This window comes from Haloactinomyces albus, from assembly GCF_031458135.1.
GTDB classification, from domain to species: Bacteria; Actinomycetota; Actinomycetes; order Mycobacteriales; family Pseudonocardiaceae; genus Haloactinomyces; species Haloactinomyces albus.
The window spans coordinates 82987-103662 of record NZ_JAVDXW010000002.1 but is presented as its reverse complement, the minus strand read 5'-3'; the positions used below and the strand labels follow the sequence as shown (position 1 = coordinate 103662).

Genomic DNA, 20676 nt, shown 5'->3' with positions numbered 1-20676 from the left:
GGTCAGTATTCAACCGGAAACGACACCGATGTTCGTGCCCGTGCTGGAAGGGCTCCGGATCGCCCGGCGAGGTCCGGGCCGCCCACGCACCCGCCCGGACCGCCTGCGCGGCGACAAGGCCTATTCCAGCCGCGGCAACCGTGCCTACCTGCGCCGCCGCGGGATCAAGGCCACCATCGCCGAGCCGGCCGACCAACGCGCCATCCGCCAGCGGCGAGGCTCCCACGGCGGACGTCCCCCGGCGTTCGACCAGGCCCAGTATCGATGTCGCAGCGCCGTCGAACGGTGCGTCAACAAATGGAAACAGTACCGAGCAATAGCCACTCGCTACGACAAACGCGACTACCTCTTCAACGGCACACTCACCATCGCAGCCATCATGATCTGGCTCCGCGACACCGTCCAAGAGCCATCAGAAACACCCTAGCGGCAATACCGCTGATTTAGGTTGGGTGTGGCTGGTAGTGTGTGTTCATGCCCAGGCCTGGTCAGGTGACGTCGTCGTCGCGGGAGCGGTTGCCGGATCGGATTGCGATTGGGGTGCTCACGCGGGCGTTTCCGCCGGAGTTGGTGGACGAGGTGCTGGCTGCCACGGGGCGGGTGGAGCAGCGCAAACGGCTGTTGCCGGCGCGGGTGGTGGTGTATTTCGTGCTGGCGATGTGCCTGTTTCGTCAGGAAGGCTATGAAGAGGTCACTCGCTTGTTGACCAATGGGTTGGCCTGGACACGGCACTGGCAGACGCAGTGGCAGGCGCCGACGACGGCGGCGCTGTCGCGAGCCCGGGCCCGGCTGGGTGCCGAGCCGGTGGCCGCGTTGTTCGAGCGGGTGGCTACTCCGGTGGCTACCGCGGCCACGGCGGGGGCGTGGTATCGCGGCCACCGACTGGTTGCCGTGGACGGCACCACGTTCGATCTGGCCGACACTCCGGCCAACGGGGACTACTTCGGTCGGCCGGACAGTTCCCGCGGCGACGGAGTGAGTGCCTATCCGCAGGCCCGCGTGGTCGCGCTGGCCGAGTGCGGCACGCACGCGATCTTCGCCGCCACGTCGGCGCCGCTGACGACGACCGAGTCCAAACTGGTCCCGAAGTTGTGGCCCGCCCTGGCACCGGACATGCTGCTGCTGGCCGACCGGGCTTTGTTGAGCTTCGACGCCTGGCGGGCCGCCACAGCCACCGGGGCCGACCTGCTGTGGCGAGCCCGGTCCAGCGCGGTGCTGCCCGTAACCCGCCAGTTCGACGACGGCTCGTATCTGTCCGAAATCGTGGCCGCCCGGGACAAAAACCGGCGGGCCGACCCGGCCACCGTGCGGGTGGTCGAGTTCACCCTCGGCGAGGCCGCGACGGTCTACCGGCTGGTGACCAGCCTGCTCGACCCGGAGCAGGCTCCCGCTGCCGAACTGGCCGCCCTGTATGCCCAACGGTGGGAGATCGAAACCGCCCTGGACGAACTCAAAACCCACCAAGGCGGGCCCAACCTGATCCTGCGCTCGCAACACCCCGACGGGGTCGAACAGGAACTCTACGGTTTCCTACTGACCCACCACGCCCTGCGCGGCCTGATGCACGACACCGCCGCCAGCGCCGAGACCGATCCCGACCGGATCTCGTTTCTGCGCACACTGCGCGTCGTCCGCCGCCAGGTCACCGACCAGGCGGCTTTTTCCCCCGAACCGCCTGATGCGAGCACTACGGTGCACCCGTAAGGAACTGCTACGTCATCCGCTGCCGCCCCGCCGACGTCGTTCCAACCCCCGCGTGGTCAAACGCAAAATGGCCAACTGGCACCTCAAACGCGCCCACCACCGAGACCCACCCCCACCCAACATCACGATCACCATCGTCACCGCCACCAAACCGGCTCCACAACGCCGAAAACCACCAAAGTAAGCGGTATTGACCCTAGCGGGGTTGTTCCAGGGGGACCCCGTCCTCGGACAGCGGGGGCGGGGGGAGCTCGGCGCTGGAGGTCAGCGGGGCGGCGCCGTCGAGCGGTTCACCGGCGTGTTCGCGCAGGTAGTGCGTGGCGATAATGCCTATGACGCCCGCGCCGATGAGGTAGTAGCCCGGCCAATCCAAGTTACCGGTGGTGGTGACGGCGGCCTCGATGATGGTCGGCGCGGTCCCGGCGAACAGCGAAACCGACAGGTTGAAGATCACCGCGAGGCTGCTGTACCGGATCATGGTCGGGAACAGCGCGGGCAGCGTCGACGGCGAGACCGCCGCGAAGCACACCAGGCACAGCCCGATGATCAGCAATCCGGCGACTTGGCCGGCCATCCCGGCGCGCAGCAGCCACACGGCCGGCAAGCCGAGCAGCACCAGCGCCACGCTTCCGGTCATCAGTACCGGTTTTCGGCCGATGCGATCGCTGAGCCGCCCGACGCCGGCGATCGCGCACAGCATCACGAGCATGACGGCCACCTGCATCCCGGTGGCTACCCCGCTGCTCGTCCCGCTCTCGCCGAAGCGGGGGAGGGTGCCGGTCAGGTAGGTCGGGACGTAGTTGGTCAGCACGTAGTTGGTCACATTCCAGGCTACGATCACGCCCGCGGCCACTAGCGCCGCGGTGCGGTAGTGGCGCAGCACGATCTGCACCGCGCGCTTGGTCGACATCGTAGCCAGCGCGGGGGAGCGCTCCATCTGCTGCCGGAACGCCGGGGTGTCCTCCAGCCGCATGCGCAGGTACAGCCCGGCGATGCCCAGCGGTAGCGCGAGCATGAACGGCACGCGCCAGCCCCAGGTGAACAGCTGCTCGTCGGGGAGCAGCGCGATCACCGCACCGCAGGTGCTCGCGCCGAGGGCGTAGCCGGTGATCGTGCTGAACTCCAGCCAGCTGCCGAAGAACCCGCGCCTGCGGTCCGGTGCGTACTCGGCCATCAGGGTCAGCGCCCCGACGTACTCGCCGCCCGCGGAGAAGCCCTGCAGCATCCGGATGAGCAGCACCAGCACCGGGGCCAGCATCCCAGCGGCGCCATAGCTGGGCACCAGGCCGAGCAGCACCGTGGCCACGGCCATCAGCAGGATGGTGGCCGACAGGACCTTGGTGCGGCCGTACCGATCGCCGATCCTGCCGAAGATCAGCCCACCCAGCGGCCGCATGACGAACGCGGCGGCGAACGCGCCGAGGGTGTAAACCGCCGCCCACTCACCGAATTCCGAGAAGAAGACCCGGTCCAGCACGACCGCGGCCAGGTAGGAGTAGATGCCGAAGTCGTACCACTCCGCGACGTTGCCGACCGAGGCCGCCGCAGTCGCGCGGTGGACCGTGCGCTCCTCTTGCACCACGGGGGGCGTGAGGCTCCGGCGCGGTCGCCTGGACTGATCGGTCATGGGGCTCCCCGGGGTGCGATGTGCGGCAGCGAGTGGCGGTTGCGCGACGCCGCGGCAGCATCGCGGTTGTGACCGCGATCGGTTACTGATATATCTGTTCGCGGTAAGGTATCCGGTCAGGTCTCCTCGAAGCAAGACCGCACCCCTCTTCGCGGACGCCCGCGGGGTCGCCGCATCGCTCGGCGCGACTCCGCGGCCTCTGCGCGCCCATGGTTGTCTTCGCTGCTCGCGCGGTTTGAAACGCGCGTGTTTCCGACCGAATTTCACCATTGACTCGCGGGGTGTCGATCTCCATCCTGTGAGTTGCGTAATGCACCACCCGTTCCGCTATGAGCAACAGGAGGCGTAATGATCTTGGTTGGTGAGTTGGTCGACCTGCCGCCCGGGGAGTCGGTCCGGGTGCACGGTGAGGTGCCGATCGCGGTGTTTAATGTGGACGGTGAGCTCTACGCGATCGACGACACCTGCTCGCACCAGGACGCGTCGCTGTCCGACGGATGGCTCGAGGGGTGCGCGGTGGAGTGCCCGCTGCACGCCGCCTGCTTCGACCTCCGCACCGGTCAGCCCAGCGGCCCGCCCGCGAAGAAGCCGGTGCGCACGCACGCGGTCTCGATCGAGGACGGCCTGGTCTACGTGCACGAGTCGACCCGGGTCACCGCTGGTGGCGCGGTTGCGGAGGAGGTCGGTTGATGGAGCACATCACTGTCGTCGGTGCCTCGCTCGCGGGGCTGGCGACCGTCCGCGCGCTGCGCGCGCAGGAGTTCGAAGGCCGGATCACCCTGGTCGGCGACGAGGTGCACGAGCCGTACGATCGCCCACCGCTGTCGAAGGAGTTTCTCGAGGGCACCGCCACCGAGGACGACATCCGGCTCACCGACGCCGACGACGCCGAGCTCGATGTCGAGTGGACCATCGGCCGGGAGGCGAGCTCGCTGGACACCGCCGAGCGGGCCGTCGTGCTCGACGAGGGGACCCGGATCGGCACCGACGCCGTCGTGCTGGCCACCGGAGCAAGAGCGCGACGACTTCCGGGCGGCACCCCGCAGGGCGTGCACACGTTGCGCACCCTCGACGACGCCAGGGCGCTGCGCTCCGAGCTGGTGGCCGGAGCGAGGTTAGTCGTCATCGGCGCGGGCTTCATCGGCGCCGAGATCGCCTCCACCGCAATCGGTCTCGGTTGCGAAGTGGACGTCGTGGAAGCAGCCGACGTCCCGCTGCAGCGACCGCTGGGCGCGGACATGGGCGCGGTGTGCGGTAGGCTGCACGCGCGCAACGGCGCACGACTGCACGTGGGCACCGGCCTCGCCGAGCTGATCGGGGATCCCCGCGTGACGGCGGTGCGCCTCACCGACGAAAGCGAACTGCCCGCCGACGTTGTCGTGGTCGGCATCGGTGCGCAGCCGAACACCAAGTGGCTCGCCGGATCGGGTCTGGAGATCGACGACGGCGTTCGCACCGACGGGCAAGGACGCACGACCATCCCCGAGGTCCTCGCGGTCGGCGACTGCGCCCACTCCTACCGCGATTACACCGCGGGTCCGCTACGCCTCGAGCACTGGACCAACGCGCTGCAGCAACCGGCGGCCGCAGTCGCCGCGCTGCTCGGCCGGGAGCACTCCGCCCCGGCGCACCACGCGGTTCCCTACTTCTGGTCCGACCAGTACGGCCACAAGATCCAGTTCGCCGGCCACCGCACCGCCGACTGCGCGGTGCAGATCGAGGAGGGCGACCCGGATTCGGGTGATTTCCTGGCCCTCTACCTCGATCCGGAGGAGCGGCCCGTGGGCGTGCTCGCGATCGATCGAGCCCGTTCGTTCGGTCAATGGCGGCGAAAACTGGCCCAGCGCCGATGATCGGCGCACCCCCGAACTCCGGCCTCCCAGGCCGACCGGAATGGAGAGGACTCAGACCAACGAGCGCATAGCCTTGTCGAAGTTCAGCACGTGTTCCCGCGCGAGTCGTTCAGCCTTGTCCGGCTCGCGCGAGCTGATCGCCCGCAGCAGCGCCGAGTGCTCCATGACGTGGCTGTCGAAATCCGGCATGCGGTCGAGGAAGACGCAGAAGATCCGCGTCGCGAGGTTGTCGTAGCGGATCAGCGTGTCTTCCAGGTGCGGATTTCTCGCGGCGTGGTAAATGGCGCGGTGCACGTGCAGATCCCACAGCATCACCTCGTCGCGGTCGAGGGAGCGGAAATCCACGTCGTCGAGGTGGTCGGCGAGCTCTTCGAACTCCTCGGCCTCCGCATCGCCGAGGGTATCGGCTGCGCGGCGCGCCGCGAGCGGTTCCAGGTGCACGCGCAGATCGGAGATGTAGGCCAGGTCGGTGATGTCCACGGCCGTGGCGAAGGTCCCCCTACGCGGGTAGGACACGACCAGGCGGTCCACCTCGAGACGCTTGAGCGCTTCGCGCACCGGGGTCCGGCCGATGTCGAGCGACTGCGCCAGGGCCACGTCGTCGATCGGCTCCATCGGCGGGATGTCCAGGATGACCAGCCGATCGCGGATCGCCTGGTAGGCCTTCTCGGCCATCGACACCGGTTGATCCTCGGTTGTAGCACTCATCGTAGCCCCGACAGTATCGCCGAAATCCTGCACTCGTCGAATTCTGATAAAACACTAGTATAGCAGATTCCATTGCGATACCGATGAGTGCTGTTTGTCACCGCCGCGCCGCAACATTGTGACCTGCGAACTCATCGGAGCTCCGGCTCCGAGTGCAGATTTCGGATCGTGCGAGAACCGCTAGTGAACGCTTAGTCGCAGGTGGTAGCGGCTCGCCGAGCTGCGACGCGGCATTCTATTCTTCGAATTTCTCCCGGACGTCGCCCGCAATTCATTTCCACCCGGCAGGCGGGTCAGCGTGGTCGCCGAGCCGTGTCGACCGCCACCACGGAGAGCACCCGCGCCGCAGCGCAAGTCCCCGGAATCACCGGGGTGAGGAGCGTCGGTGGGCCGCCGGTGGATCAGCCTGCGCGGCTCAGCCGGTTCTGCGAGGCTCGATCGAGCTGACCGCTGTTGCGCGAGGAGGACAGCAGCCCGCCGCGTTACCCCGGACCCCGCGCTGAACCGGCGATGCGGACCGGAAGGAGTTTCGGTGGATGAGATCTCCGCGCTGACCTGGGCGTCACCGTCGCGCTGATCATGCGCGTGATCTTCATCCTCATCGGTGCCGCGCTGCTCTCGCTGTTCTCCTTCGTGTTCCTGCTCTTCGGACTGCGGCTGATCTACACGGCCGTGCAGCTGTTCCGGCATCGAGACGAGGATCCCGACGTCGAGGACAACGCGATGGTCAAGGGCGCGCGTCGGATCCTGCCGATCTCCGAGGATTACATCGGCGGCAGGTTGTTCGCCCAGGTGCAGGGCTGCCGGGTGGCCACGCCGCTGTTCGTGGTGCTGGTGGCCATCGGCGGGATCGACCTGCTGTTCGCGCTGGAGTCGATCCCGGCGGTGTTCGGCGTGATCAGCGAACCGTTCATCGTGTTCGCGGCCAACGCCTTCGCGCTGCTGGACCTGCGGGCGCTTTTCTTCCTGGTGAAGGGCTTGCTGGACCGGTTGGTCTACCTTCTCGTCCGGGCTGGCGCTGATCCTGGCGTTCATCGGGGTGAAGCTGGTGCTGCACTGGCTGCACGTCGACATCGACTCGCGGGGGCCGGAGATCCCGACGACGTTGAGCCTGTCGGTGATCGTCGGCGTGCTGGTGATCGTGACCGTGGCCGGCCTGATCAAGACCCGCGGGCACCCGGAGATCAAGACCCATTTCTCCCGAAGGTCCCGCCAGCCGCAAAGTAGCGATGATCGTCCGATCGTGTTGCCGGTGGTCGCGCTAGCGTCCGGACGTGCGTCAGAGCTGGGAGCCGGACGAGCTGGTTGATCTGTGGACGTTGGTCGGTGAGGACTGGCGTCTGGTGGGCAACAAGTCGGGTGCCACGCGGCTCGGGTTCAGGTTGCTGCTGAAGTTCTTCGAGATCGAGGCCCGGGTTCCCGCGTATCCGGAGGAGACCCCAGCCGCGGCGGTGAACTACGTGGCTTCGCAGGTGCGGGTCGAGCCGACCGAGTTCACGAAGTACTCGTTGACTGGCCGCACGGTGGAGTATCACCGCAGCCAGATCCGGGACGCGATGAGGTTCCGCCCGGCGACCGAGGCCGATGAGCAGCGGTGGACGGAGTGGCTGTCCGAGGAGCTGGTCGGGGTGGAGATGGCTCGGCAGCGGTCGGCCTCGGCGGTGCTGACCCGGTGCCGACAGGAGAAGGTGGAGCCACCGACATCGGGCCGGGTGGAGCCGGCCGGCGATCGTCTGGAGGTCTTGTCAGTCTGGTGCACAGGATCGATGCCCGTGCTGAGCGGCGAGTGCGAGGCAAGGAAGGCATCCTGTTCCGGCTGGCCGAAACCGTCGTGGATCACCCCGACGAGCTGGTGCGGTCGGCGTTGTATCCGGTGATCGGCGAGAAAACGCTGCGGGAGCTGGTCAAAGAGACCAAGGCCAATGAACGCGCCTTCCAAGCCAGGGTGCGCACGGTGCTGCGCAGCTCGTATTCAAATCACTATCGGCGGATGCTGCCCGCGTTGATGGCCGCGCTGGAGTTCCGCTGCAACAACACCGCCTACCGGCCCATCATGCAGGCCCTGGATCTGCTCCAGAGCTATGCCGACGCCGTCGGTTCTACGACGCGGGCGCGACGGTGCCCTTCAAGGGTTTGTGGTGCCGAAAGCCTGGCGGAAAGCTGTCGTCGACGAGAAGGGCCGCGTTAAGCGCACTCCTACGAGCTGTGCGTGCTGGTGTCCCTGCGGGACGCACTACGTCGCCGCGAAATAGTACGTGGCCGGGGCTAGCAAGTGGCGCAACCCCGAGGACGACCTGCCCGCGGATTTCGAGTCCAGACGGGACGTGTACTATGCCGAGCTTCACCAACCTTCAGACCTCATACAACCACTCGTGGAGGTTGGCTCTTGTCGTGCTCGATTTTCCGTTCCTGATGGGCGGGTTGTACGGTCGTTGATCCACTGCGATTCGCATTGTCCTGCGAGTCGGTGGACGAGATCTTCAACTGGAACTCGCCCTCGTGCTTCTCCACTCCGTGGATGACGGCGGCTTCCAATACCTGAGTGCCCTTCTCCTCACGTAGGATCGCCTTGTCGTGGCGCAGGTCCTTCAGCAGCGACATGCAGAGCATGACCACCACGATCAAAAACGGCGATGCTGCGATAATCGTGATGTTCTGCAGACTGGTGAGGGCCTTGTTGCCACCGGTAACCAACATCACCGTGGCCACACCGCCGATCACGATGCCCCAGAAGATGACGATCCAGGTCTGCGGGCGGGTGCTGCCCTCCTGGGACAACGAACCGATGACCACCGAGGCGGAGTCCGCGCTGGTGATGAAGAAGTTGATAATTAACAATATCGCTAGTCCGCTGACGATGTTTCCCAGTGGAACGTCCTGCAACATCCCGAACAGCTGCGCATCGGCACTGCCGAACTCGGCCAGTTCGCTGCCCGAGCGCTGCTGGTCCAGGGCGGTGCCACCGAGGATCGCAAACCACACCAGGCTGATCACCGTGGGCACGAGGATCACGCCGCCGACGAACTGGCGGATGGTGCGGCCCCGGCTGATGCGAGCGATGAACATGCCGACGAAGGGCGCCCAGGAAATCCACCACGCCCAGTAGAAGATCGTCCAACTACTCAGCCAGGCGTTCATCTCCGCGCCACCGGTGGCGCCGGTGCGGGATATCATCGTGCTGAACTGATTGACATAGGCACCGATCGAGGTGGGCAGCAGGTCGAGGATGAACACCGTGGGTCCGACCACGAACAAGAACACCGCGAGGCTGATGGCCAGCACCATGTTGCTGTTGGACAACCACTGGATGCCGTTGGACACGCCCGAGGCCGCCGAGGCCACGAATGCACCGATCAGGGCGACAATGATGAGGATCAACACGGTCTGACCTCTCGAGTCGATCCAACCGACCTCGGTCAATCCGGAGGCGATCTGGGTCGCGCCGAGCCCGAGCGAGGCGGCTGTGCCAAATATCGTCGCCAAGATTGCGAGAACATCGATCATCTTGCCCGCCGGACCGTTGGTCCGCTGTTGACCGAACAGCGGCACGAACGCTGAACTGAGAAGCTGACGTCGACCGCGCCGGTAACTGCTGTAGGCCAGCGCGAGCCCTACCACGGCGTAGATCGCCCAGGGATGTAGCGTCCAGTGGAACAACGAGATCGCCATGGCTTTCCGGACGGCCTCGTCGCTCTCCGCAGTCGCGGTATCCGGTGGCGGGTCGGTGAAGTGGGTCAAGGGCTCGTTGACCCCGTAGAACATCAGGCCGATGCCCATCCCGGCGGCGAACATCATCGCGATCCACGAGGTGTTCCGAAACTCTGGTTTTTCGTTGTCGCTGCCCAGCCGGATCTTGCCGAACCGGCTGAACGCCAACCACACCCCGAAGATCACGAAGCCGGTGCCCGCGAGCACGAACGCCCAGCCGCCGTCGCGGACCAGGTAGTTCAACGCGACGTTGGCGGCGATGCTCAACGAGTCCGTGTTCAGAATCCCCCAGGTGATGAAGGCCAGTGCCAATGCGGCCGCCCCCCCGGACACCACGGGATCGGTACGCCCCGGCCGGTCGGCGAGTCGTTCCGTGGATTCTGTTTCCCACTGGTGCCGACCCTGCTGACCGGCACCGTCTTTACTTCCTTCTACCGTCGACACAGATTTCGACGTAGTCACTCGACGCCCTTCCTCTCGCCTTCGCAAGCCGCGGTCGTCCTCATTACCTCGCTGGTTACACGCGTTCAAGACGAACGATGATTGCCTTGGACACAGGAGTGTTCGATTTCTTGTCGACCGCGCCGAGCGGAACGAGTGGATTGGCTTCGGGGTAGTAGGCGGCGGCGCAGCCTTTCGCGATGGGGTAGGCGACTAGGCTGAATCGTTCGGCTCGGCGTTCCTCGATGTTGCCCTGGTTGTCGGTCCATTCCGAGACGAGGTCGACGAGGTCGCCGTCAGCGAGGCTGAGAGCGACGATATCGTCGGCGTTGACCAGGACCACGCGGCGGGCGTTCTCGATGCCGCGGTAGCGGTCGGACAATCCGTAGATCGTCGTGTTGTACTGGTCGTGGCTGCGCAACGTCTGTAACAGGAGGCGGCCTTTGGGGATTTTGATGAGCTCGGGGATGTTGACGGTGAAGTTTGCCTTGCCCGACGCCGTGGTGAAAGTGCGATGGTCCCGGGGGCCGTGCGGGAGAATGAATCCGTCGGGCTGGCGGACACGTTGGTTGAAATCCGCGCAGCCGGGGACGACGTGGGCGATGTGGTCGCGAATCACATCGTAGTTGTTCTCGAACTCCTCCCAGCTGACCGAGTGGTCGGCGCCGAGGAGCTTGCGAGCGAGGCGTGAGATGATCGCAACTTCGGAGAGAAGGTGTTCGGAGGCGGGTGGGAGACGGCCCTGCGAGGCGTGGACCACGGACATCGAGTCTTCGACAGTGACGAACTGGTCACCAGATGCCTGCCGGTCACGTTCGGTACGACCCAGCGTCGGCAGAATCAGTGCGGTGCGGCCCGGGACGACATGCGACCGATTTAGTTTGGTCGAGACCTGCACGGTCAGGGCGCACGCTTGCAGCGCTTGTTCGGTTCCGCGTGTGTCGGGTGTCGCGGACACGAAGTTGCCGCCTAGCGCGAAGAAAGCCTGAGCATGCCCGGCCTTCATTGCTTTGAGCGTGTCGACCGTGTCCCAACCGTGGTGACGTGGCATGGTCACATCGAATTCGTTCTCGAGAGCATCGAGGAAGGTGTCTGGCATCTTTTCCCAGATGCCCATCGTCCGATCGCCTTGTACGTTGGAATGACCGCGAACTGGACACACGCCGGCGCCTGGCTTGCCGATCATCCCACGCAGCAGCAGCAGATTGACGACCTCGCGGATCGTGTCTACACCTTGTTTGTGCTGGGTCAAGCCCATCGCCCAACAGGCCACGGTGCGCTCGGAGTCGATCAACATCTCGGCGACTGTGGTGATCTGTTCACGCCGCAGACCAGTCGCCTCGGTGACGGCATCCCAGTCCACCTGACGAGCCTGGTTCGTGAACTCGTCGTAGCCATGCGTGCACTCGTCGATGAACTGCTGGTCGAGCACTCCGCCCCGGTCCTGTTCGGCCTGCAACAGCAGCGACCCCAGCGCCTTGAACAGCGCCAAGTCTCCGCCAATACGGATCTGCACGAATTCATCGGCCAACGGCGAGCCACCACCGAGTACACCACGAACACTTTGCGGATTTTTAAACCGCATCAGCCCCGTCTCCGGAAGCGGATTCACCGCAACGATCTTTCCGCCGCGACGTTTGACCTTTTCCAGTGAGGCTAACATGCGTGGATGGTTGGTTCCCGGATTCTGCCCCACCACCAGGACCAGGTCCGCGTGTTCGAGATCGGACAGCGATACCGACCCCTTGCCAATGCCGATGGTCTCGGTCAGCGCCGTGCCGGAGGACTCGTGGCACATGTTCGAGCAGTCCGGCAGGTTGTTCGTGCCGAACGAGCGCACTAGGAGCTGGTAGACAAACGCCGCTTCATTGCTCGTGCGCCCCGAAGTGTAAAATGCTGCTTGGTCTGGACTGTCCAAGCAGCGGAGCTCGCTAGCGATGACGTTGAACGCCTCGTCCCAGGCGATCGGCCGGTAGTGGGTATCGCCGTCGCGCAATACCATCGGGTGTGTGATGCGTCCCTGCTGACCGAGCCAGTAATCGCTCTTGTCGGCCAAGTCGGTCACGGAGTGCCGGGCGAAGAAATCCGGTTCCACCCGGCGGGTAGTGGCCTCCTCGGCGACCGCCTTGGCACCGTTCTCGCAGAACTCGGCCGACTTGCGCTTGTCTCCCTCGGATTCTTGCGGGTCCGGCCAGGCACAGCCTGGGCAGTCGAATCCTGATCGCTGGTTCAGCAGTGGCAGCGTCCGCGTGGTCCGACTCAGCCCCATCTGTTCCCAGCTGCGTTGCAGCGAGACCAGCACGCCTTTCATGCCGACCGCAGCGTCCTCGGTGGCACCGACTTCGAGGCGGCTTTCGTCGATATCTTGCCGAGGTGCTTTTCGTGCCACTGGTAACCCTCATTCTCATGACATGACAAGCGGTCGTTGCGAGCAGAACTGGTGGTGGTCCCGGTTCGGGAAGAACCGGGACCACCACCCTTGCCGGCGCGGCCAGTAGTGGGGTGGGAACCGCGCCGGAAGTCGCGTTTCGATGCGACTACCGAGAGATAGCGCCGAAATGCTTCTTTCCGGTGTTACAGAGGTGTTCGAGCTTAGGATGCCCCGTTGTGGGGTTTCCCTTCTTCGCCGATGTGCTCGCGCACCCAGTCGTGGAACTCGGAGATGTGGTGCTCGCTGGGAACGAGCACGCCGCCGTCGGCGTAGGCGCGGGAGTCCATGGCCAGCTGGCAGCGCTCGCAGGCGTCGAAGTCCTGCTGGTTGACCCGGTGGAACAGTTCCACGGAGCGGTCGATGTCAGCGCCCGAGTCGACCACCTCCGGCAGGTAGAGCCAGTCGCAGCGCACCAGCGTGCGCTCGGCGGTCAGCGGGAACATCCGGTGGAAGACCACGTGGTCGGGCACCAGGTTGATGAACACCTGCGGCCGCACGGTGATGGCGTAGTAGCGGCGGTCCTGCTCCTCGCTCACCCCGGGGAGCTTCTCCAGGCCGGCCGAACCGTCCACCGTGAAGCCCTGGACATCCTCACCGAATTCCGCGCCGTGGCCCACGAAGTACTGTGCGGCCAGCCCGTCGGCGAATTCCGGGAGCACCTCGGTGAGCTCGGGGTGGATCGTGGCGCAGTGGTAGCACTCCATGAAGTTCTCGATGATCTGCTTCCAGTTCGCCTTCACGTCGTACTCGATGCGCCTGCCGAGCTTGAGGTCGGCGACCTGGTAGCCGACGATCGCGTCCGGGGTGCCCAGCCGCGCGCTGACGTCGCCGATGACGGTGTCCTCGAACGACGGTGGCTGCTCGGCCAGGCACAGCCACACGTACCCGAGCCACTCGCGCACGTGCACCTCGTGCAGCCCGTACTGGGTGCGGTCGACGTCGTCCATCGCGCCGAGGTTCGGCGCGGCGATCAGCGCGCCGTCGAAGGAGTAGGTCCAGGCGTGGTACGGGCACTGGAAGGACCGGCGGACCTCGCCCTTGTCCTCGGTGCACAGTCGCGCGCCGCGGTGCCTGCAGACGTTGAGGAACGCCTTGATCGCACCGTCGCGGCCCCGCGCGACCAACACGCTCTCGCGTCCGATCTGGACCGTCTCGTACTGCCCGGGCTTGGCCAGGTCCGCGCTGAGCACGGCGCAGAACCAGCCCGCTTCGAAGATGTTCTCCTGTTCCAGGCGGAAGATTTCGGGGTCGGTGTAGTAGTGCCCGGCCAGGGTCTCGCGCAGGCTCTCGGGGAGGTTGTTGGCCTGTTCCTGGGCGGTGGGAAGCTCACCGGTCGTCATGGGTAACGCTCCTCGTCGGAAAGAGGTGGGGATCTCGCTGCGGCGCGAACACAGCGGGCGCCGGCTCGAATTCGATGGTGCGGCAAAAGGGCTCAGCGGGCCACGATTGATCGCTGGAGGCGGAATCACTCGGGTTTTCGGCCGCGCGGCGGTGGTCCGCGGCACGGGACCATCGAGCGATTCGCGCGTGGCGACGGTGCGGTGCGTTGCCGGGAGCACCGGGAGAATCGCGGTTCGTTCGCCAAGGTACTCGCAGTTCTTCCCTCGCGGTTAGCGGAACACCACAGTGCTGTTGCCGTTGAGCAGGACGCGGTTCTCGCAGTACCACCGCACCGCCCGGGACAGTGCCAGCGCCTCGGCGTCCCTGCCCACGGTCTGCAGCGCCAGCGGGTCGTAGGTGTGGTCGATGCGGATCACTTCCTGCTCGACGATCGGACCCTCGTCGAGGTCGGGGGTGACGAAGTGCGCGGTGGCGCCGACGAGTTTCACACCCCGGTCGTAGGCCTGGTGGTAGGGCTTGGCGCCCTTGAACCCGGGCAGGAACGAGTGGTGGATGTTGATCGCCCTGCCGTGCAGCGCCTTGCAGGTCTGGTCGGAGAGTACCTGCATGTATCGGGCGAGCACCACCAGGTCGGCCTGGTAGTCGTCGACCAGCTGCAGCAGCTGCGACTCGGCCTCCGGTTTGACCTCAGGACTCACCGGGATGTGGTGGAACGGCAGGCCGGCGGCCTCGGCCATCGGGCGCAGGTCCTCGTGGTTGGACACCACGGCCACGATCTCGGCGCCCAGAGCTCTGGCCCGCCACCGGTAGATCAGGTCGTTGAGGCAGTGCCCCAGCTTGGAGACCATCACCACGACCCGGGCGTCGCGGTCCGGGTGCAGCTCGAAGTCCATCTCGAAGTCGGTGGCCACCGGAGCGAAGTCGCGGGACATCGCATCCAGGTCGACCTCGATGGCCGCGGTGGCCTGCACGCGCAAGAACAGGCGCCCGCGCACCGGATCGTCGAACTGCCGGTACTCGACGATGTCGCAGCCGTGCTCCACGAGGTAGGAGCTGACGGCCTGGACGATCCCGGTGCGGTTCGGGCAGCTCAAGGTGAGGGTGAACGATCGTGTCACGGGATTCTCCTCAGCATTCCACGATGTTGAGCGCGAGGCCGCCGCGCGCGGTCTCCTTGTACTTGTCCTTCATGTCGGCCCCGGTCTCGCGCATCGTCTTGATCGCCTTGTCCAGGGACACGTGGTGCCGGCCGTCGCCGCGCAGCGCCATCCGAGCGGCGGTGATCGCCTTGATCGCGGCCACCGCGTTGCGCTCGATGCACGGGATCTGCACCAGTCCGCCCACCGGGTCGCAGGTCAGCCCGAGGTTGTGCTCGATGCCGATCTCCGCGGCGTTCTCCACCTGCTCGGGGGTGCCGCCGAGCAGCTCGGCGAGCCCGGCGGCGGCCATCGAGCAGGCCGATCCGACCTCGCCCTGGCAGCCGACCTCGGCTCCGGAGATGGAGGCGTTCTCCTTGAACAGCACGCCGATCGCCCCGGCGCTGAGCAGGAAGCGCACCGCGGCGTCGTCGTCGAAGTCCGGCAGGTAGCGATGCGCGTAGTGCAGCACGGCCGGCACGATCCCGGCCGCGCCGTTGGTCGGCGCGGTCACCACCCGGCCGCCCGCGGCGTTCTGCTCGTTGACCGCCAGGGCGAACAGGGTCACCCACTCCATGGCCTGCGCCGCGTCGCTCTCTCCCGCGCTGCCTTCCAGGCTCGCGCGCAGTTCGCGAGCGCGGCGGCGGACCTTGAGCCCGCCGGGCAGGGTCCCGCCGGTGTGCACGCCCTGCTCGACGCACTCCTGCATCACCGACCAGATGTGCAGCAGCCCGGCACGGGTCTCGGCCTCGGGACGCCAGGTGCACTCGTTGGCCAGGACGACGTCGCTGATCCGCGACCCGGTGGCGGTGGTGTGCGCCAGCAGCTGCTCGCCGGTGCTGAACGGGTGGCGCACCGGGGTGTCGTCCTCGACCAGCACCGGCCGCCCCGCTTCGTCCTCGTCGAGGACGAAGCCGCCGCCGACCGAGTAGTACTCGCGGCGATCGAGCCGCGCTCCGGCCTCGGCGAAGGCCTCGAAGACCATGCCGTTGCTGTGGAAGTCGAGCCGGGTGTTGCGGTGCAGCACCACGTCCTCGTCCACGTCGAAGGCGATCTTGTGCTCGCCGCCGAGGTTCAGCCGGGCTTCTTCGCGCGCGGCCTGCACCTGCGGTTCGGCGGCGACCGGGTCGACCAGGTGCGGCTGCTCGCCGGCCAGCCCGAGGACCACGGCCTTGACGCTGCCGTGCCCGTGCCCGGTCGCGCCCAGCGAACCGAACAGCTCGCAGCGCACCTGCTCGACGCGCGGCAGCGTCCCGGTCTCGCGCAGGTGCTCGACGAACAGGTAGGCAGCCCGCATCGGGCCGACGGTGTGCGAGCTGGACGGCCCGATGCCGACCTTGAACAAGTCGAATACGGAAAGACTCATCAGCGCTCCGAACCAGTTCGCAGCTGGGGCTCGGCGGCGTGCCGGGCCCGGCGGGTGCTGCGGATCGCCGACCGCACGGTGTGCTGCAGCAGCAGCGCGGTGGTCACCGGGCCCACTCCCCCGGGTACTGGGGTGAGCCCGGCGACCCGCACGGACGGATCGACGTCGCCGACAAGTCCGCCGTCGGCTGTCGGGGTGGTGCCGACGTCGACGACGATCGAACCGTCCCGGACGTGCTCGTCGGTGATCAGGCCGGGCTTGCCGACCGCGACCACCAGCACGTCCGCGTCCGGGGTGAACGCGGTCAGCTCCGGGGTGTGCCGGTGGCAGACCGTGACGGTCGCGTCGCGCTGCAGCAGCAGCTGCGCGACCGGTTTACCGACCACGTTGGAGCGCCCCAGCACAACGCAGTTGCGCCCGGCCAGCTCGATCTCGTGGTGGTCGAGCAGCTCCAGGACCGCAGCGGCGGTGGCGGGTGGGTGCGCGGGCAGGCCCGCGGCCAGGTTGCCGAGCGAGACCGGGTTGGCCCCGTCGACGTCCTTGCGGGGGTCGATCGCCGAGGCCAGGTCTTCGAAGTGCGCCTCGACGGGCAGCGGGGTCTGCAGGACGATGCCGTGCACCGACTTGTCGGCGCTGAGCTTCTCCAGCGCGGCGCGGATCCGCTCGGGCTCGGCGCCCGCACCGAGATCGACCGTCCGGCAGTCGATTCCGGCCTTGCCCGCGGCGCGGGCGATCGAGCGCACGTACCAGGCGCTGGACTCGTCGTCGGTGGCCACCACCACTGCCAGTCCCGGGGTGATGCCGGACTCGGCGAGCTCCGCGGCGTTCGCCGCGGCTCGCGCGCGGATCTCGCGGGCCAGTCCGGTGCCGCCGAGTTCTCGGATGGCCTCGGTGGATCGAGGTGCGGTGGGCTGAATCGTGGTCATCGCAGGATCTGCTCCCGGACGGCGGAGGTGATGGTGTCGGCTCGCAGCAGGGTGTCGTCGGTCTTGACGATCGCCTCGTCGAGTTCGGCGTGGACGTCGAGATCGGTGATGCCGGCGAGGTTGATCTCGACGTTGACCCGGGCGGTCGAGATGGCCGCCCGCGCCGCGACCGCGCCAGCCGCGACGTCGCTGATCACGTTGGGGTTTCCGATCGGCCGCAGCAGCTCGGCGAGCGCGACGAGCCGGGCGGCCAGGACGATCACCCTGGCCGAGACCCGGCCCGCCTCGGCGAGCGCGGCCGCGATGGCTGAGGAGCGTTCCTGCTTCTCCTCGGTGGTCTGCTTGGGGAGTTTGTAGGCGGCGGCGACCGCGCCGAAGGCTTCTGCGTCCTGCTCCGCCAGGTCGAGGCAGAGCCCGCGCAGCTCGTCGGCGGTGTCGCGCACCTCCTGAACGGTCGCGGCGTGCTCGGCGTACTTCTCGCCGTCGCTGTAGCGGGCGACCATGGACAGCAGGGCCGCGGCCTGGGCGGCGTGCAGCGCAGCGGCCGCCCCGCCGCCAGGCGCGGGCACCCTGGCGGCCAGCTCGTGCAGGAACTCTTCGAGGGTCTCGGTGCGCATGGATGTCCTTCGTGGTCGTGCGCCCGCAGGCGCGGTGCTGGTCACCGGCGGATCCGGTGCATGTCCGGGTCGACCAGGGGCTCGGCTGTGACGGTCGCGGCCACCATGCGGTCGAAGTATTGGATGCGCACCTGCGTTCCCTCGACGGCCTCGGCGGGCAGCCAGGCGTAGGCGATCGGGGTGCCGAGGGTGTGCGAGAAGGCCGCCGAGGTGACGTAGCCGGAGGGCACGCCGTCGACGAATACCGGCTCGGAGCCCAGCACCACGCTGCGCTCGTCGTCGATGGTCAGGCAGCGCAGCTTCCTGGTGACCGACTCGGGGTCGATCGCTTCGAGGGCCTCGCGGCCGACGAAGTCGCCCTTCTGCATCCGTACCGCGAACTCGAGCCCGGCTTCGAAGGGGTTGTGCTCGGTGGTCATGTCCGCGCCCCAGGCACGGTAGCCCTTCTCCAGCCGCAGGCTGTTGAACGCCGCCCGGCCGGCCGCCACGACGCCGTGCTCGCGGCCGGCGGTGTGGAGCACGTCCCAGAGCCGCTGGCCGTACTGGGCGCTGGTGTAGAGCTCCCAGCCCAGCTCGCCGACGTAGGACACCCGCATCGCGGTGACCGGGATGCCGGCGATGCGAATCTGCTTGCAGCGGAAGAACTTCAGACCCTCGTGCGAAAGGTCCGCACGGCTCAGCGGCTGCACCAGGTCGCGGGCCCGCGGGCCCCAGACCCCGATGCAGCAGGTGCCGCCGGTGATGTTGCGCAGTTGCACGCTGCCGTCCTCGGGCAGCTCGCGGCGCATCCGGTCGAAGTCGAGGTTGCCGTTGGCACCGACCTGGAACAGCTGCTCGTCCAGCCGCGCCACGGTGAGGTCGCTGCGCACGCCACCTGACTCGTCGAGCATCAGCGTGTAGGTCACCGAGCCGATGGACTTGTTGAGCTTGTTCGTGGTGAGCCGGTCCAGGAATGCCAGCGCTCCGGGACCGCTGACCTCGAGGCGCTTGAGCGAGGTCATGTCGAACATGGCGACGTCGGTGCGGGTCTTCCACGCCTCGACCGCGGCGATCGGGCTGTGGTACATCGCCGCCCACGCGTCCCGAGCCGGTGGCTGCCACTCCATCGGCAGTTCTTTGACCAGCGGCGCGTTCGCCTCGTACCAGTGCGGGCGCTCCCAGCCGTGGGCCTCCAGGAACACCGCGCCCAGTTCCTTCTGCCGCGCGTGGAACGGGCTCACCCGCAGGTCACGCGGGGAGAACTTGGGCTGCAGCGGGTGCTTGACGTCGTAGACCTCCACGAAGTTGCGCGCGGCGGTCTCCTCGACGTATTCCGGCGTCGTCTCGATCTCGTCGAAGCGGTGCACGTCGCAGCCGTGCAGCTCGATCTCGCTGCGCCCGTCCACCAGCAGCTGCGCCACCGACCGCGCCACGCCCGCGGAGTGGGTCACCCACACCGCCTCGGCGATCCAGAAACCCGCCAGGTCCGGGGACTCGCCGACCAGCGGACCGCCGTCAGGGGTGAACGACATGACCCCGTTGAAGCCGGTCTCGACCGTCGCCGACTCCAAAGCGGGCATCAGCCGTTTGGTGTGCTCCCAAGAAGGCGCGAAGTCCTCCTCGGTGAACGGCAGCACCGAGGGCATGGCCAGCTCGGAGGGGTCGTCGAGCTCGGGCAGGTCGCTCAGGCGCACCGGCATCGGGCGGTGCGCGTAGGTGCCGATGCCCAGCCGGTCCACGTGCTCGCGATAGTAGAGGTCGCGGTCCTGGTGGCGCAGAATCGGTAGGTTGGCCTCGGTGTGCTCGTCGTTGCGCCCGGCGAGTTCGGGCAGCTGATCGGTCTTGGCGTACTGGTGCGCCATGGGCAGCAGCGGCACGTTCATGCCGGCCATCTCGCCGATCTGCGGACCCCAGAACCCGGCGCAGGACACCACGATGTCGGCGGGCACTTCGCCCTGATCCGTTTCCACTCCGGTCACCCGGCCGCCCTGCTGGTTGATCCCCAGCACCCGGACCGCGCCGCGGAACCGGGCCCCGCGACCGACCGCTCGCCGCGCCAGTGCCAGCACCGCGCGGGGGGCCTTGGCCAGACCGTCTGTGGGCGTGTGGAACCCGCCGAGGATGTGGTCGGGCTCGAGCAGCGGGTGCAGCTTGACGCACTCCTCGGGGGAGATAACCTCGCCGGGAACTCCCCAGGAAGTGGCCAATCCCTGCTTGCGGTGCAGGTCGGCCAGCCGCTCTGGGGTGGTCGCGACCTCCAGCCCGCCGACCTGGTTGAAGCACCAGCCCTCGTCGGCGTGCAGGCTCTTGAACTTCTCGACGGTGTAGGTGGCGAACTCGCTCATCGTCTTCGACGCGCCGGTCTGGTACACGAGTCCGGGCGCATGCGATGTCGAGCCGCCGGTCAACGGCAACGGCCCCCGGTCCAGGACGGTGACCTGGTTCCACCCGCGGCTGGTGAGCTCGTCGGCCAGGTTCGCACCGACGATCCCGGCTCCGACGATGACGACGCGAGGGGTCGTGCTCATGCTGGTCTCCTTACGGGACGGCGAGGTTTCGAGCTGAGGAGCGATACACGCCTTCGGCAGGCGGATCTCGTTGCTGAGAAGGGCTTCGGGATATGCGGCGCCGCCAGGCCGCGCCGGAAGGGTGGATTGCCCGCCCTCTGATCGAGGACTGATATATCAACTGAGCGGCAGAGTAGAGCGACAAGTGTGGCGTGGTCAACACGTAGCTGAAAATTCCCGGTCAAACGGGTACTGCTGCACCTCCCGGCGGGGACACCCACGCCAGCTCGCTTTGAGACCGCAAGCCCGGATGTGCGGATTTCAAGCCGAAT

General features: G+C 67.1%; 15 protein-coding genes and 2 pseudogenes. 7 read left to right on the top strand and 10 right to left on the bottom strand.

Annotation, left to right across the window (positions count from 1 at the left end):
• Window positions 1-25: 25 nt before the first annotated feature.
• Window positions 26-427 (top strand): annotated as a pseudogene (locus JOF55_RS23330) (transposase); the annotation flags it as partial.
• A 47-nt stretch (window positions 428-474) separates the two neighbouring features.
• Window positions 475-1704 carry an IS4 family transposase gene (locus tag JOF55_RS23325; protein WP_310278738.1) on the top strand — a complete coding sequence of 410 codons (1230 nt, stop codon included), beginning with the start codon at window positions 475-477 and terminating at the stop codon, window positions 1702-1704.
• Window positions 1705-1900: 196 nt separating this feature from the next.
• Here JOF55_RS23325 and JOF55_RS23320 read toward each other — a convergent pair whose 3' ends face one another.
• Window positions 1901-3331 carry an MFS transporter gene (locus JOF55_RS23320; protein WP_310278735.1) on the bottom strand — a complete coding sequence of 477 codons (1431 nt, stop codon included), beginning with the start codon at window positions 3329-3331 and terminating at the stop codon, window positions 1901-1903.
• Window positions 3332-3679: 348 nt separating this feature from the next.
• On the opposite strand from JOF55_RS23320, the gene JOF55_RS23315 reads away from it, so the two are divergent.
• Together JOF55_RS23315 and JOF55_RS23310 are read left to right on the top strand one after the other, a co-directional pair.
• Window positions 3680-4021, top strand: coding sequence for a bifunctional 3-phenylpropionate/cinnamic acid dioxygenase ferredoxin subunit (locus tag JOF55_RS23315; protein ID WP_310278732.1), 342 nt, complete (start codon window positions 3680-3682; stop codon window positions 4019-4021).
• The gene (locus tag JOF55_RS23310) at window positions 4021-5184 is read left to right on the top strand and encodes an NAD(P)/FAD-dependent oxidoreductase (RefSeq protein ID WP_310278729.1); all 1164 of its coding nucleotides are present in this window, start codon (window positions 4021-4023) and stop codon (window positions 5182-5184) included. Before JOF55_RS23315 ends, JOF55_RS23310 begins: the two co-directional genes overlap by 1 nt.
• Before the next feature lie 51 nt (window positions 5185-5235).
• On the opposite strand, the gene JOF55_RS23305 is transcribed toward JOF55_RS23310, so the two are convergent.
• The gene (locus JOF55_RS23305) at window positions 5236-5892 is read right to left on the bottom strand and encodes a GntR family transcriptional regulator (protein WP_310278726.1); all 657 of its coding nucleotides are present in this window, start codon (window positions 5890-5892) and stop codon (window positions 5236-5238) included.
• A gap of 558 nt (window positions 5893-6450) precedes the next feature.
• Between JOF55_RS23305 and JOF55_RS23300 the strand changes: the two are divergent.
• The 3 genes and pseudogenes from JOF55_RS23300 to JOF55_RS23290 all read left to right on the top strand — a co-directional run.
• Window positions 6451-7201: pseudogene (locus tag JOF55_RS23300) on the top strand (TerC family protein); the annotation flags it as partial.
• Complete coding sequence (locus JOF55_RS23295; protein WP_310278723.1) at window positions 7167-7769, top strand: DUF4158 domain-containing protein; 603 nt, start codon at window positions 7167-7169, stop codon at window positions 7767-7769. The pseudogene JOF55_RS23300 and the gene JOF55_RS23295, both read left to right, overlap by 35 nt.
• Window positions 7724-8080, top strand: coding sequence for a hypothetical protein (locus JOF55_RS23290; RefSeq protein ID WP_310278721.1), 357 nt, complete (start codon window positions 7724-7726; stop codon window positions 8078-8080). The genes JOF55_RS23295 and JOF55_RS23290 overlap by 46 nt, the downstream gene beginning before the upstream one ends.
• A 170-nt stretch (window positions 8081-8250) precedes the next feature.
• Here the strand turns inward: JOF55_RS23290 and JOF55_RS23285 are convergent, their stop codons facing one another.
• The 8 genes from JOF55_RS23285 to JOF55_RS23250 all read right to left on the bottom strand — a co-directional run bounded on the left by JOF55_RS23285 (window position 8251) and on the right by JOF55_RS23250 (window position 20365).
• Window positions 8251-9936: a BCCT family transporter gene (locus JOF55_RS23285; protein ID WP_374727609.1), complete on the bottom strand. Its 1686-nt coding sequence runs from the start codon at window positions 9934-9936 to the stop codon at window positions 8251-8253.
• Between the two features lie 181 nt (window positions 9937-10117).
• Entirely contained in the window at window positions 10118-12430 is a 2313-nt protein-coding gene (locus tag JOF55_RS23280) for an FdhF/YdeP family oxidoreductase (protein WP_310278716.1), read from the bottom strand.
• Between the two features lie 203 nt (window positions 12431-12633).
• Window positions 12634-13812, bottom strand: coding sequence for an aromatic ring-hydroxylating oxygenase subunit alpha (locus JOF55_RS23275; protein WP_310278713.1), 1179 nt, complete (start codon window positions 13810-13812; stop codon window positions 12634-12636).
• A 270-nt stretch (window positions 13813-14082) separates the two neighbouring features.
• A complete protein-coding gene (purU, locus tag JOF55_RS23270) occupies window positions 14083-14931 on the bottom strand; it encodes a formyltetrahydrofolate deformylase (RefSeq protein WP_310278710.1) in 849 nt (282 codons plus the stop codon).
• A 10-nt stretch (window positions 14932-14941) separates the two neighbouring features.
• A complete protein-coding gene (locus JOF55_RS23265) occupies window positions 14942-16315 on the bottom strand; it encodes an L-serine ammonia-lyase (protein ID WP_310278708.1) in 1374 nt (457 codons plus the stop codon).
• A complete protein-coding gene (locus JOF55_RS23260) occupies window positions 16315-17241 on the bottom strand; it encodes a bifunctional 5,10-methylenetetrahydrofolate dehydrogenase/5,10-methenyltetrahydrofolate cyclohydrolase (protein WP_310278705.1) in 927 nt (308 codons plus the stop codon). The genes JOF55_RS23265 and JOF55_RS23260 overlap by 1 nt, the downstream gene beginning before the upstream one ends.
• On the bottom strand, window positions 17238-17858 hold the full coding sequence (locus JOF55_RS23255) for a cyclodeaminase/cyclohydrolase family protein (RefSeq protein WP_310278702.1): 621 nt from the start codon (window positions 17856-17858) through the stop codon (window positions 17238-17240). Before JOF55_RS23255 ends, JOF55_RS23260 begins: the two co-directional genes overlap by 4 nt.
• Window positions 17859-17899: 41 nt before the next feature.
• A complete protein-coding gene (locus tag JOF55_RS23250; RefSeq protein ID WP_310278699.1) occupies window positions 17900-20365 on the bottom strand; it encodes a GcvT family protein in 2466 nt (821 codons plus the stop codon).
• Window positions 20366-20676: the final 311 nt, after the last annotated feature.